Origin of the sequence: Pseudomonas congelans, from assembly GCF_900103225.1 — a bacterium.
In the GTDB taxonomy this organism is placed as follows: domain Bacteria; phylum Pseudomonadota; class Gammaproteobacteria; order Pseudomonadales; family Pseudomonadaceae; genus Aquipseudomonas; species Aquipseudomonas congelans.
The window spans coordinates 418336-431802 of the sequence record NZ_FNJH01000003.1 but is presented as its reverse complement, the minus strand read 5'-3'; the positions used below and the strand labels follow the sequence as shown (position 1 = coordinate 431802).

Below are 13467 nucleotides of genomic sequence, written 5' to 3'. Positions count from 1 at the left end.
TTTGACGGCGCGGGGAGGAATCAGGGCAGGGTCATACTGAACATCGCCCCGCCCAATACGCCGCCGTTGGCGATTTCAATGCGTCCGCGCATACCGTTGCGTACATGCAGCTGGGCAATGTGCGCAGCGAAGTACAGGCCCAGGCCGGTGCTGCCGCTGCCCTGGTTGATGCCCTGCACATAGTCGGTCTGGCGCTCGATCAGATACGCCGGGTAACCGGGGCCGTCGTCATTGATGGTGATCTTCAGCTGCCCGCCTTCATCACCGACACTGACAACAATCTGCTCGCGGGCAAAGCCGATGGCATTGACGATGATATTGCCCACCACCGAGCCGATCAGTTCGCGGTCGAAAAAGCCCAAGGGGCTTGCCACATCGATCGCATGACGCGCGGCAATGTTGCGGCTGCCCAGCACATCCTGATGATGGGCCAGTTGCGCTTCAATGAAATCGTCCAGTTCGTGGTAGTCTGGACGCAACGGCATCTGGTTGACACCCAGTTTGTAAAGTCCGAGCAACTGCACGAGCATGCCGTTGAGGTTGGCAAACTCATAGTCGATGACGCCATGCTCCGGCGTGTCGCGTTGCTGGACCGAAAGCTTCGCCTGCCACTGGCTGTGCGCCTGGGTAAGCGTTGCCAGTGAGTTCTTCATGTCGTGCACGGTGGAAGCGATCACCATGGAAAAGTCGAGGCCCTGTTCTGTCTCTTCACTCATGCGCTAAACGCCCTCTCCCTGAGTTTCTGATAACGCTCATAGCGCGGGTCGCTTTCCGGGATCTTGCCCAGCATGGTCAGGCTGGCACGACACTCGTCAATTCCGGCCTGGCCCAGATTCTGGCCAGGGTGAAGCAGCGACTGCACCATGTTCAGCGCAATACTGATGTTCTTCGGCTGCAGCCCCAGCGCACTGCGGAAAAAGGACTGTGCTTCGGTGAGGTTGCCAGCCTTGTAACTGCGCACGCCTTGCAGGTTGAAATCGACAGCCGCCTTGCTGGCACCCAGGATCGCCGGATCATCGGTCATGCCGGCAATGCTTTTCATCACCGCAGGATCGTCGCCATAGGCTCCCGCGCAACTCTTCAGGACGCCGGCACCGGCCTCTTCCTGACCCAGTTTCTTCAGTTGCGCAGCCACCATCAGTGCGGCATCGGCACTGAGCACCTGCTCCATGCCATCCAGCCTGGCCATTGCCTGCTCGGTGAGCTTGGCTGCGGCTTCCGGGTCCGAATGCTGCAGGCTGGCCGCCTTCATCAGCCGCGTGCGCACTTGCAGACCTTCGTCGTCGCCATGCTCCTTGGCGACATCGACGAGGGCGTTGTTGATCTCGACGCGGGTGCGCGCATCAAGTCCCTGATCACCGCCCTTGCTGATCAACGCATGCGCCAACCCCAGATTGGTTTCCGGATCCTTGAAACGCGAATGCTGACCCTGGGAGACGGCCTGGCGATAGGCCTTGGAAGCACTTTCGAAGTCCTCATTGCCAAGTGCCAGCTTGCCCAGCAGCTTCTGCCGACGCACCGCCAGCGGCGACAGGCGCACTGCGCTTTCCAGCACAGACTGCGCGCGTTTGCCATCGCCAAGCGCCACCAGCACATCGGCCAGGCCATCGAACAGCGCAGGCATTGTCGGAAACGCCTTGATCGCCTGCTCGTAGACAGCCTGTGCCTCGGCGGTCTTGCCGCGCTTGAGCAGCAGGCTGCCCAAGGCACCGTAGGCCCACGGCGTGGCCCGATCAGCCAGAATGGTCTTGAGGAACGCTTCCAGGGGTTCGTTCTGCTTCAGGTCACGCAAGGCATCAGCCTTGTAGCGAAGGCACAACGGCGCATAACGCGGGTCCTGCTCGATCAGCTTGTCGCACGCGGCCAGCACCTCGGCCGGTTTGCGACGGTCGAGGGCCTGCAGAATCGGCTTGAGCAGGGTCTTGCGCTGCACCAGCTTTTCCAGCCGCTGGGCCAGCCCGGCGCGGTTGAACGGCTTGGTCAGGTAACCATCCGGCTCCCACTCAAGCGCACTCATGACCATCGCCTGACTGTTTTCGGCAGTGACCATGATGAATACGCTTTCGTAACTCAGCAGCCGCTCGATCATCAGGTCTTCCAGCACCTGCTGGCCGTTCTTGCGACCATCACCCAGGTTGAAATCGTGCAGCACGAAGTCATAACGCTTTTGCGAGCACATGCGCAGAGCCTGCTCGCCGGTGTCGGCGGTGTCCACTTCCTTGACGCCCAGTTCACGCAGCATCGACCTCACTGAACTGCGAAAGTCAGAGAAATCATCAACGATAAGAAAGCTTTTTTGGTTGTACGCCAGCATCCGGATTCCTGCACAGGGGAGGGGTGAAAATATGAGACCCGCGGCCTGAAAACCGTTCAGACCCGACTCGGCAGCCCATTTTTCAGGACGCACACAATAAGTAATGGCATCGAGCCACAATACAGCTTGCCGTTACCCCTGCCCGCGCGTCGGAGCGAAGGGCTGAGGGCGACACTCAGTTTTTCGACCATCCACGCAGAAACTGTAGAACGAACATCAACTTCGCACACGGACCCTGTGTCGGGCAGGCACAAAGAGTGTGGGCTGGATCGTGATTGCGGCAGGGAAAAGGCGTTTTCGGAGAGGTCTGTCACACATCAAACTGCGCACTCGATACAACACGCAGCATGGCGGACAACATGCCAGCGCGGGGCGCTGGCATGTTAGGTGGTGCAAGCGGTTTTACACCCAGCCGTCGTTCTTCTTGCGGCCCTTGGTCAACGCCGGAAGGATCAGGCCGACCAGCAAGCCAGCACCGGCAATGCTGCCGCCGTAGACCATGTAACGCATCATCACCTGTTTGTTCTCATCGCCAAGACGCGCCTGAGTCGCACGCAATTCAGCCTGAGAGTCGGCCAGTTGATCGTTGAGGGTCTTGGTGCGCGCCTCCAGTTCGTCGACCAGTTTCTTGCGCGCGTCCAGCGTTTCCTGCATGCCCTGCACGCGGGTCTTCCAGGTATTGTCGATGCCCGCCAGTTGCTCGGTCAGATCGGCGACCTGCTGAGTCAGTTGTGGCACACGCTCGGCCTGACCAGGGACTTCCTGCAAGTCGCTGCTCGGAATCCACACCGTGGAGCCGCCTTCGCCACGCACCTGGCTGAACTTGCCCGAAGAACTGAGCAGCTCGACCTTCTGCCCGGACTTCAGCGTACCCACAATCCGGTGATCATCGGTTGGTCCGCTGCGGACATAGGTGGTGAGGCTGTCGCTGACCCAACGATCGCTGCCTGCGGCCTGTGCGCTGCCAGGCATGACAACGGTCAATGCAGCGCCAAACAGGCCTGCGCCGAGCAGGCGACGCGAAACGACGAACAGGCCAGGGGCTCGGGAAAGAAGTGCGGAAAAATGACGAGACATGGCGATAATTATCTTTATCTGAAATGAAAATAAAGCCTCGTTTAACGGGCCGGCTAAGGATGGGAGCCGCAGGCGATCAAAGGTTTTGCAACTCCTGCCCGGACGGAATGTCTGCCTGTCAGGCGCGCTGAAAAAGCACCTGATGATCCCTTTCATGCAGGCCGTCCAGAAAGTCCATCAGCTAACAGACTCCTTTAAAGAGGTCAGGTTCACTATTGCCCGTCGTCCGCGTCAAAATTCAGCCACACGGTCATGCGGAGCAAGTGCCTGCTTTCAAAAGAATTCGCCTGCCGATTCAATCCTGCGATGACGCACAAGGGCTCAAGCAAGGGGCGTCTACGGTCCGGCGTTTGCTTTCGCGGCCAAGTGCTGTAGAAAAGGCTCCACAGGGGTGAATGTTCTCGATATTCGCCATCCTGATGCTCGACTGCATCGCTCTAATGGAAAATAGAATGATCCCAAGACAAGTGATTAACGCCACCGTAAGCCCGAAAGGCAGCCTTGAAACCCTGTCCCAGCGTGAAGTACAGCAGCTCAGCGCGGCCGGTTCAGGCAGCACCTACACCCTGTTTCGCCAGTGCGCCCTGGCCATTCTTAATACCGGCGCCCACGTCGATAACGCCAAGACCATTCTTGAAGCGTACGAGAGTTTTGAAGTCCGTATCCATCAACAGGACCGCGGCGTGCGCCTGGAGCTGCTCAACGCGCCTGCCGATGCATTCGTCGATGGCGAAATGATCGCCAGCACCCGCGAAATGCTGTTCAGCGCCTTGCGCGACATCGTCTATACCGAAAGCGAACTGGACAGCCAGCGCATCGACCTGAGCGATTCCCAGGGCATCACCGATTACGTGTTCCATCTGCTGCGCAACGCTCGTACCCTGCGTGCCGGTGTCGAGCCAAAGATGGTGGTGTGCTGGGGCGGCCATTCGATCAATACCGAAGAATACAAATACACCAAGAAAGTCGGCCATGAGCTGGGCCTGCGCAGCCTGGATATCTGCACCGGCTGTGGCCCTGGCGTGATGAAAGGCCCGATGAAAGGTGCGACTATCGCGCACGCCAAGCAGCGCATCGTCGGCGGTCGCTACCTGGGTCTGACCGAGCCGGGCATCATTGCCGCCGAAGCGCCCAACCCGATTGTCAACGAGCTGGTGATTCTGCCGGACATCGAAAAACGTCTCGAAGCGTTCGTGCGCGTCGGTCACGGCATCATCATCTTTCCGGGTGGCGCAGGCACTGCCGAAGAGTTCCTGTACCTGCTGGGCATTCTGATGCATCCGGACAACAAGGACGTGCCATTCCCGGTGATCCTGACCGGCCCGAAAAACACCGAACCGTACCTGCAGCAGTTGCACGCATTCGTCGGTGCCACACTCGGTGAAGAGGCGCAGCGCCACTACCAGATCATCATCGACAACCCGGCAGACGTTGCCCGCCAGATGACCCAGGGCCTGAAGGAAGTGAAGCAGTTCCGCCGCGAGCGTAATGACGCGTTTCACTTCAACTGGCTGCTGAAGATCGAGGAAAGCTTCCAGCACCCTTTCGATCCGACCCACGAGAACATGTCCAGGCTGCAACTGAATCACGATGTGCCGACTCACGAACTGGCTGCCAACCTGCGCCGGGCGTTTTCCGGCATCGTCGCCGGCAACGTCAAGGACAAGGGCATTCGCCTGATCGAACAGCACGGTCCTTATCAGATTCACGGCGACCCATCGATCATGGGCCCGCTGGACAAACTGTTGCAGGCCTTCGTCGATCAGCACCGGATGAAGCTGCCTGGCGGCGCAGCGTACGTGCCGTGCTATCAGGTCGTGACCTGACCGCATAACCACATGCAGAAAGCCGACGGGGTGCTCTTGAGCACCCCGTTTCTATTTCTGCTGGCGAAACGCCTTGGGGGATTGCCCGGTAGCACGCTTGAAGAAGCGCGAAAAATACGCCGGCTCGGAAAACCCCAGGCTGTCTGACACCTGATTGATGGTCAGGGTGGTGTAGATCAGGTTGCGCTTGGCCTCCAGCAACAAGCGCTCACTGATGATCTGCAAGGCCGACTGGTTGCAAAGCCGTCGGCACAGTGCATTCAAGTGCGCGGCGCTGATGCCCAGCGCCTGCGCATGCTGGTCAATCGACCAGTGCTCGCGAAAACTCGCTTCCAGTTGATGCATGAACGCCTGCAAATGCTCGCGACCGCGATCCATTGCATGAGTCTCTTCGCCGGCATGTTCACTGCTGCACCGACTGAGCCACACCGCCAGCACATTGACCAGCGAATGCAGCATCAGATCACGGCCCGCTCTGGGCTGCCGATATTCGCTGGCAATGGCATTGAACAGCGTGTCCACATAATCGCTGTCCGCCCCGAGCGCATAACACCGTGCAGTGCTGAAGGCAGAGACATCGAGCGCAGCCTCGAGTTGCTCCACCAAAGGTCTGGCCAGGCTGAGAATATGGCCCTGAATATCTCTGGAGAACCTGAAGGTGTGCACGCTCAGTGCCGGAACGACCTGCAACGAAGGTATCTCGACCTCGCTGACCCGGTCCTCGACCTTGAGCATCGCCTTGCCCGACTGCACGTAAAGCAGCTGGACCAGATCGCCATGCCGATGCGGCTTGATCTCCCATTCGTGAAGCCTGCTGCGCTCGGGGATCGACTCGCAGTGGATCAGGTCCGGAGTCGGCCAAGCCGTGGTTTCCCCATAGAGTTTGAAAACCGGTATCACTGCCGTGGCAGGTCTGGCCATGTCGTCTTCTCCCGTCCGGATCCTCGAAAAGTCCAGATAATGCAGCGGATATTGCCTTCTTATCTCAACGGCATCCATTAAAAATGCAGGAGACAAAAATAATCACATCCCGCTGACGACACCTGGCAGGGATCAAAAAGACAGGACTATAGCCATGAAAACCAAGGTTGCCATTATCGGTTCAGGCCCTTCCGGGCTGCTGCTGGGTCAACTGTTGCAGCGTGCCGGCATCGACAACGTCATCGTCGAGCGCAAGGACCCCGATTACATCCTTTCGCGCATCCGCGCCGGTGTCCTGGAACAAGGCATGACCGACCTGTTGCGTGAAGCGGGCGTCAGTGAGCGCATGGACGCCGAAGGCCTGATCCATGACGGGTTCGAACTGGCGTTCGCCGGTCGCTGCGAGCGCATCGACCTGAAGAGCCTCGCCAACGGCAGGACGGTGATGGTCTACGGCCAGACCGAGGTCACCCGCGACCTGATGGCCGCACGCGCCGCCACCGGTGCAATGACGATCTATGACGCTGCGGACGTCAAAGTGCATGACCTCAAGAGCGATAGTCCGTACCTGACGTTTGTCAAAGATGGCGAGAGCGTGCGCCTGGACTGCGATTACATTGCCGGCTGTGACGGCTTTCACGGGGTCTCGCGGCAATCGATTCCCGCCGACGCCCTCAAGGTATTCGAACGCGTCTATCCGTTCGGCTGGCTCGGGGTGCTGGCCGACACACCGCCGGTCAACGAAGAGCTGGTCTACGCCAATCACCCGCGCGGCTTTGCCTTGTGCAGCATGCGCTCGGCCATTCGCACCCGCTATTACGTGCAGGTCAGCGCCGACGAGAAGGTCGAAGACTGGTCGGACGAACGCTTCTGGGATGAACTCAAATCCCGCCTGCCCGAGCATCTGGCGGAGCGCCTGGTCACCGGCCCGTCCATCGAGAAAAGCATCGCGCCGCTGCGCAGCTTTGTGGTTGAACCCATGCAGTACGGTCGCCTGTTCCTGCTCGGCGACGCCGCGCACATCGTCCCGCCGACCGGGGCCAAGGGGCTGAACCTGGCGGCCAGCGATGTCAGTACGCTGTACCGCATCCTGCTCAAGGTCTACCGCGAAGGCCGCACCGACCTGCTGGAAAAGTATTCACAGATCTGCCTGCGCCGAGTGTGGAAAGCCGAACGCTTCTCCTGGTGGATGACGTCGGTGCTGCACAATTTCCCCGACACCGACGCCTTCAGCCAGCGCATTCAGCAGACCGAGCTGGACTACTACGTCGGCTCGGAAGCCGGGCGCAGGACCATTGCGGAGAATTATGTGGGCTTGCCGTATGAGGCTGTCGAATAAAGCGTTGCCCCCGGCGCCGTGATTTTCGTTGCGTACTGACATTCGCGACAAGCCATAAGCTCCCCCGCGTACATGCGTTGTGCAATCACACAACGCATGCCCCCTGCCGCCGTGCAAAACCCCAAAGCGTTTTCATCACTGCTCACCTATGATCGGGAGTGCGCCCAATAGCTATTCGGCTATATAAAAACAACAAGCACAGAGGAACACCCGCCATGACACCTGTTTCGACCCACGATGTGGGCGACGCCGAAGGCAATCATGTCTACCGTCGCATCACCCTGCGCCTTATCCCGTTTATCTTCATTTGTTACCTGTTCAATTACCTCGACCGCGTGAACGTCGGCTTCGCCAAGCTGCAGATGCTCGATGCCCTGAATTTCAGCGAGACGGTCTATGGCCTCGGTGCCGGTATCTTCTTCATTGGCTACGTGCTGTGTGGCCTGCCCAGCAATCTGGCACTAAACCGCTTCGGGCCGCGTCGCTGGATCGGTCTGATGATGATTACCTGGGGAATCTTCTCGACCTGCCTGCTGTTCGTCACCACACCGGTCGAGTTCTACGTGCTGCGATTTCTGACCGGTATGGCAGAGGCCGGTTTCTTCCCCGGCATCGTGCTGTACCTCTCGCGCTGGTATCCGAATCAGCGTCGCGGGCGGATCATGGCGCTGTTCATGTCGGCCATTCCGGTCTCCGGCCTGCTGGGCGGTCCTTTTTCCGGATGGATTCTCAATCATTTCGCCGCGGGCCAGGGCGGCATGGCCGGCTGGCAATGGATGTTTCTGATTCAGGGTCTGCCAACCGTGGCGCTGGGTGTGCTGGCCTTCGTTCTGCTCTGCGACAAGGTCGAGGATGCAAGCTGGCTGACGCCCGGGCAGCGGCAACGGGTCAAGACCGATATCACCAACGATGAACTGAGCCGTCCGGTGCACGGCAAAAGCTCGGTGGCTTCCGTGCTGACCATGCCGTTCATATGGATTCTGGGCTTCATCTACTTCTGCATTCAAAGCGGCGTCTACGCGATCAATTTCTGGCTGCCGTCGATCATCAAGAACCTCGGTTTCAGCGATGCACTGGTGATCGGCTGGATCAGCGCCGTGCCTTACCTGATGGCTGGCGTGTTCATGCTGCTGGTCGGCCGCTCCGCCGACCTGCGCAACGAGCGCCGCTGGCATCTGGTGGTGCCCATGCTGATGGGCGCGACCGGCCTGATCATCGCCGCCAACTTCGCGACGCTGCCCATCGTTGCCATTATCGGGCTGACCATCGCCACCATGGGCGCCCTGACCAGCCTGCCGATGTTCTGGCCATTGCCGACCGCCCTGCTGAGCGCCAGCGTTGCCGCAGGCGGGCTGGCGCTGATCAACTCGATCGGGCAGATGGCAGGCTTTCTCAGCCCTTACCTGGTGGGCTGGATCAAGGACCAGACCGGCTCGACCACACTGGCGCTGTACGCACTGGCCGCGCTGACCATCGTCGGCAGTCTGGTGGCATTGCGGGTCAGCCGTTCTTCGGCAGTCAAGGCGGCAGGAACCGCCTGACCGCCATGGCCGAAGACAGCGTGGTCCTGCGCACCTGGCGTGGCGCGGCCCACGTCCCCGCGGGTGCGCAGACTTTTGCGCACCCCATATCCGTATAAACCCGACAACGGCTTGTATTCAAAGCGCTGCAGCACACATGCATGAGTCAGCGCATATGCGCAGAGGCTTGCGCACTATTTCACGTTTATTTACTCGATATCTTTGCTTTAAATCTCTATCTATTTGTTTTTTATGGATAAATAGACAGTCGGCACATATCTTGGAATGCACCTCTGCATACAGCGGGCGATATCGACCGTTTCTGCGCAGGGATTCCATGCATGACCGACAAATCCGGCACCCATACTCAACGACGTGCTGCAACGTTCCCTAAAACACCCGCCACGGCCACCAGCCTGTGTCCCTTCCGAGGGCCTGACGTCGCCATCGTACCGGTGCGCTACGCGCTGGATCGCTCCCGCTACGATACCGCGCCCGAAAAGCTGAAGCCGCTGCTCAAGGGTAGCCGCTGGGCGGTGATGCCGAAGCTGAAAACACGCACTTATACCCTTCGCCAACTGTATGACGGTTACGTGTATGTCTATGACGAGACTGCCGGGACCTTTCATGAATACGTCTCGTCAGCCGCCAACGGTCATCTGAGCCGCATCATCTGGACAGACGCACAGATCGGCAGTGACCGGCGAAGCGGTGCCGACGATGGCAAACCCTTCCTGCTCTATCCGCGGAACAACCGGCTTCACATCGCCTTTTCTGCGCAGCAATGGACGTGGCGAATCTGCGAACACCTGCGCTCGAATCCGGCAAGCCGCGCGTCATGGATGAAAGCGCTGGATCTGAAGCGTTACTGCGTGACCATGGCCGAGCCGGATACCTTGCCGTTGAAGCGTATTGCCGAAGCGGTGGCGGACATCGACAAGGAACATGTGGTTAACGATGACCGTTTTGCAGACTCGGCGATTCCCACCTCCAAGGCCTTCAGCGAGGACGCCAATCCACTGCTTTCGCCCATCGGCGCTGACGTTTTCTGGCAGGGCAGTGTTGAACACCAGGACAGCTCTCTGCTCATTGCCCTTGATGATCCGCTGGCCATTTTCAACGATCTGGGCATGCAACTGGCCGCCGATCAGGCCGCTTACCGTAACTGGCAAGCCAAGCACGAACACAAGATCCAGATCGCCCAGACCGTTGCCACACTATGTGGAGCTGAGAGCGAACCGGAAAAACTGCACGCATCGGTGCGCGGCAATACGGCGCTTACCCACCAGTACCTGAGCGACGTCGAAGCCTATTTTGAGCAATGCATTTTTGAACAAGAGCAGATCGGCAACAACACCGCTCCCGGAGGCGTGCTGTTGCTACCGGATATTTTCAAGAGCCCGGAGATGCGCAGATCGATTGAAATGCGTTACGGCAGCGCGCCTTCTGACGAGGCTATGCAAGCCTGGAAAGATCGCCAAAAATGGCGACGCGAGGTCGATCTGACAGGTGCGCGTCAGTACCTTCAGCAGCACCTGCCAACCGGAGACAACCTGCTGCAACAGGTGCGTGACACGCAAAGCGATTTCCGACAATGGGCGACCCATCTGGGCACGGAACCGCTCCAGCTGTTTGTCGACACCACCCATCCAGAAAGCCTGCTGTACCTGCAAACGGTCATGCTAAATCTGCAGATCATCTACGCTCAGGACAGCGCCGCCAGCGCCTGGCTCGCCGAGCAGGAGGCTAACGACAGCAGCCTGTTTGGCACCTTGCGCTACGGCTTCTCACCGGCGCTCAAGCACGCGCTGCACCAGGAGGCCAACGCGCTGCTGAACGGTCTGGGGGACGCCACCAATCTGGCCACCCGCATAGGCGAACTCAACAGCACACTCAATCATCAGGGCTTTGCCGACAAGCCGTGGATGAAGACGCTGAAACAGCCTGTTCAGGACACCTTCAAAGCTCTTGGCCAACTGGCCAGCAACGCAGGCAAAGCGACGTTCGAAAGTATCCTGCTGGCCTGGGTGCCCATCGACAGCCGTCTGGCGGTGGGCAAGCAGCAGAACATCGTTGCACTGATTCGCACACTGTTGATCGGCCAGCTCCTGCTCGATTCGAACGCACGTATTGCGATCGATCAGAAAATGTTTACGAAGCTGAAAAGCTGGATCACTGAGTGGCGGGTACTCAACAAGCAGATCAGCGACACCCGCCGCAGCTGGCTCTATCCCACCGCTTACAACCCCCGCAAAAGCATCGCCAGCAACCTGCGCGCGCTCGAGCAAAAACTTCGCCTGCACGAACTGAGCATGCCCGCCCTGCTCGACTATCAGAACAACCAATACGCCAAGCAATTGCAGGACGAGATTCGCCTGCACTTCCAGTCCGGCAAAGCCATCGCCAAAGACTGGCTGAACACCGCCAAACGCTGGAGCGAAAGCCTGGGCGGCACTGCCGGCTCGATCACCTGGGGCGTGATCATGCTCAACTTCATCAACACCGCCTTCACTTATCGCGACCTTACTCGGGACGGAGACTTCAGCGCCAAGGATATCGGCAAGGTGACCTATGGGTTGGGGTACAGCTTTAACTTGTTGATGGCGGTGTTTGTAGAAGCGCCGTGGGCGGTTATCAGTTCGGCGAAGCCCCTTTCTATTGGCGGCTATAGCATAGGCATTCTCGATAAATCGGCGGCTTACTGGAAGGCACGGGGTAACGTGGCTTGGGGTGATGCGATACGCGGGTTCAGAGTTTCAATGGTGGCGATGGGTGGGTTTGGACTCGCGGCAGTTACGCTTGAACTATTTGAGGTTGCAGATGACTTTTATGCAGCAAAAACACCAGAAGAAAAGAATGTGATCATCGTAAAAGGCATTTCTGTGTTCACAATGGGAGTAGGCTCAACTTTTCAATTGATGGCAGGGTTATCCCCTGCCAGTGCCTTCGCGACTGTTGCGATGAGTTCATGGTTTAGTGTGGCGCTGCTCATAATAGGTTCTATTTATCTTTTCACTACAATGGCCCTGAATTATTTCAAGCAAGACAGTGTTGGCTGGTGGCTACGCAAGTGCTGTTGGTCGAGAACCCTAGATTATCGCTACCCCGAGACTGCCAGAGGCGAGAGTGAAGAAGTACGCGCATTGATGGAAATTCAATTATCTCCGCAAATTCATGTTAAAAGCACCGTGCACTATGAGGATCGTTATCTAGGCAAAGGCGATTACTACAGCGTAGCGGTACAAAATGGCGCTGGCGTACAAGTACGCTTGCCAAATTTGGTACGCGGGGAGTCCGTGCACTTCAATATAGTCAGCAGCAAGCGACCATGGGGCGTGCTACCTGTAGAAAAAATAGGCGACCCACTGCATCAAGCTTTTCTGGACCGTGGGCAATTCAGGACTGCCGAACAGTTCGGGACGCTTACCAACAAGCCAGCTGGCAAGGCGAGTGAAGATTTCACCTATCCTCTCATGCCACCTGAAAATGAAGACCTCATCTGGGAAACCTGGGTGCCGCTCGACAAGGACGCAACGTATCTCGAGCTGCAAATCTGGTATCCGGCCAATCTTTTAAACCTTGGCGAAGACGATAGAAGCTATCTATTTCAGATGGAGCTTGGCCTAAGAGGCGATACCGCTATTGACGGACTGGCTGCTGTGGAACTTGAAGTGAAGGCATCAAACAGGGCCAGTACGCTGACTCTAGAAGTCGCAGAGGGCACGCCATTATGACTCAACAAGAAAAAACCCCAACTTTGCCACAGGGTAGAGATGTTCTGAACTGGAAAATCAAAACACTTGCAAGATCGCCCAGAGAAATGATGATAACTCAGTCCATATTCATCGCAGTTTACCTAACAGGAAGCACACTTTACATGTGGGGGGGCTGGATAATGTTCTCAGATAGCCTCTACTCATTAGTAGGCACTGTATTAGCGCTCGCCGGCATTCTTGCCTATTTCACAGGCCTGCTAATCCGCCAAAAAACCATCTTCAACTACACCCTGAAAACCGACGGAGCAACCGTCGAGTACTACCTCCACTACCCCGACTTCGCCTCCTATTTCTTCAAAGGCGTCGCCATTTTCGTCATGCTGGTATTCGGATTCGTCGCTATCCTCACCGGATCGTTGCTCTTTCTGGTCGGCCCGGTAGCGATGGCCTTCATCGCCGCCATCAAACTGCTGAATTGGGAAAACCCCGTACACCATCGACAAACCGCCCCGTGGCAACTGCATGAATTTGTCACGGTTGATTACAAACGGCTGATGGTCATTATCCATTGCGACGATATCACCACCGGCTTCGCCGCGCGCTTTCCCAGCAAGGCGTTGATGGACAAGTACCTCGCCTTCCTGCGCGACGTACTTCCAGCGAATGTTGAATACATCGAAAAGGCCACCCACTGGCATCAGGGCTGACGCGACTCAGGCTTGAGTTGAAACTCACTGCAAGCCTGAGAAAGCGA

General features: G+C 57.9%; 9 protein-coding genes. 5 read left to right on the top strand and 4 right to left on the bottom strand.

What is annotated here, in order from left to right; all coding sequences use genetic code 11:
• Positions 1–20: 20 nt before the first annotated feature.
• From BLR20_RS13305 to BLR20_RS13295, 3 genes are all read right to left on the bottom strand, one after another.
• Positions 21–716, bottom strand: coding sequence for a sensor histidine kinase (locus BLR20_RS13305; RefSeq protein ID WP_010428065.1), 696 nt, complete (start codon positions 714–716; stop codon positions 21–23).
• Positions 713–2314, bottom strand: a complete 1602-nt coding sequence (locus BLR20_RS13300; protein WP_054993995.1) for a tetratricopeptide repeat-containing response regulator — start codon at positions 2312–2314, stop codon at positions 713–715. The genes BLR20_RS13305 and BLR20_RS13300 overlap by 4 nt, the downstream gene beginning before the upstream one ends.
• A gap of 402 nt (positions 2315–2716) precedes the next feature.
• Positions 2717–3391: a TIGR04211 family SH3 domain-containing protein gene (locus BLR20_RS13295; protein WP_032611942.1), complete on the bottom strand. Its 675-nt coding sequence runs from the start codon at positions 3389–3391 to the stop codon at positions 2717–2719.
• A 452-nt stretch (positions 3392–3843) separates the two neighbouring features.
• On the opposite strand from BLR20_RS13295, the gene ppnN reads away from it, so the two are divergent.
• Positions 3844–5217, top strand: coding sequence for a nucleotide 5'-monophosphate nucleosidase PpnN (gene ppnN / locus BLR20_RS13290; protein WP_010428070.1), 1374 nt, complete (start codon positions 3844–3846; stop codon positions 5215–5217).
• Positions 5218–5268: 51 nt separating this feature from the next.
• Here ppnN and BLR20_RS13285 read toward each other — a convergent pair whose 3' ends face one another.
• Positions 5269–6138, bottom strand: a complete 870-nt coding sequence (locus BLR20_RS13285; protein WP_010428071.1) for a helix-turn-helix domain-containing protein — start codon at positions 6136–6138, stop codon at positions 5269–5271.
• A 154-nt stretch (positions 6139–6292) separates the two neighbouring features.
• Here BLR20_RS13285 and pobA point away from each other — a divergent pair, with 154 nt between their 5' ends.
• The 4 genes from pobA to BLR20_RS13265 all read left to right on the top strand — a co-directional run bounded on the left by pobA (position 6293) and on the right by BLR20_RS13265 (position 13420).
• Entirely contained in the window at positions 6293–7477 is a 1185-nt protein-coding gene (gene pobA, locus BLR20_RS13280) for a 4-hydroxybenzoate 3-monooxygenase (RefSeq protein ID WP_010428072.1), read from the top strand.
• Positions 7478–7692: 215 nt separating this feature from the next.
• Positions 7693–9018: an MFS transporter gene (locus BLR20_RS13275; protein ID WP_054993994.1), complete on the top strand. Its 1326-nt coding sequence runs from the start codon at positions 7693–7695 to the stop codon at positions 9016–9018.
• Between the two features lie 320 nt (positions 9019–9338).
• Positions 9339–12731 carry a toxin VasX gene (locus BLR20_RS13270; RefSeq protein WP_074594759.1) on the top strand — a complete coding sequence of 1131 codons (3393 nt, stop codon included), beginning with the start codon at positions 9339–9341 and terminating at the stop codon, positions 12729–12731.
• Positions 12728–13420: a hypothetical protein gene (locus BLR20_RS13265; RefSeq protein ID WP_054993230.1), complete on the top strand. Its 693-nt coding sequence runs from the start codon at positions 12728–12730 to the stop codon at positions 13418–13420. The genes BLR20_RS13270 and BLR20_RS13265 overlap by 4 nt, the downstream gene beginning before the upstream one ends.
• Positions 13421–13467 lie beyond the last annotated feature (47 nt).

What these genes read in the sequence shown, in the direction of transcription:
- BLR20_RS13305 (WP_010428065.1), bottom strand. Translation starts at nt 716, where the DNA reads ATGAGTGAAGAGACAGAACAGGGCCTCGACTTTTCCATGGTGATCGCT.
- BLR20_RS13300 (WP_054993995.1), bottom strand. Translation starts at nt 2,314, where the DNA reads ATGCTGGCGTACAACCAAAAAAGCTTTCTTATCGTTGATGATTTCTCT.
- BLR20_RS13295 (WP_032611942.1), bottom strand. Translation starts at nt 3,391, where the DNA reads ATGTCTCGTCATTTTTCCGCACTTCTTTCCCGAGCCCCTGGCCTGTTC.
- ppnN (WP_010428070.1), top strand. Translation starts at nt 3,844, where the DNA reads ATGATCCCAAGACAAGTGATTAACGCCACCGTAAGCCCGAAAGGCAGC.
- BLR20_RS13285 (WP_010428071.1), bottom strand. Translation starts at nt 6,138, where the DNA reads ATGGCCAGACCTGCCACGGCAGTGATACCGGTTTTCAAACTCTATGGG.
- pobA (WP_010428072.1), top strand. Translation starts at nt 6,293, where the DNA reads ATGAAAACCAAGGTTGCCATTATCGGTTCAGGCCCTTCCGGGCTGCTG.
- BLR20_RS13275 (WP_054993994.1), top strand. Translation starts at nt 7,693, where the DNA reads ATGACACCTGTTTCGACCCACGATGTGGGCGACGCCGAAGGCAATCAT.
- BLR20_RS13270 (WP_074594759.1), top strand. Translation starts at nt 9,339, where the DNA reads ATGACCGACAAATCCGGCACCCATACTCAACGACGTGCTGCAACGTTC.
- BLR20_RS13265 (WP_054993230.1), top strand. Translation starts at nt 12,728, where the DNA reads ATGACTCAACAAGAAAAAACCCCAACTTTGCCACAGGGTAGAGATGTT.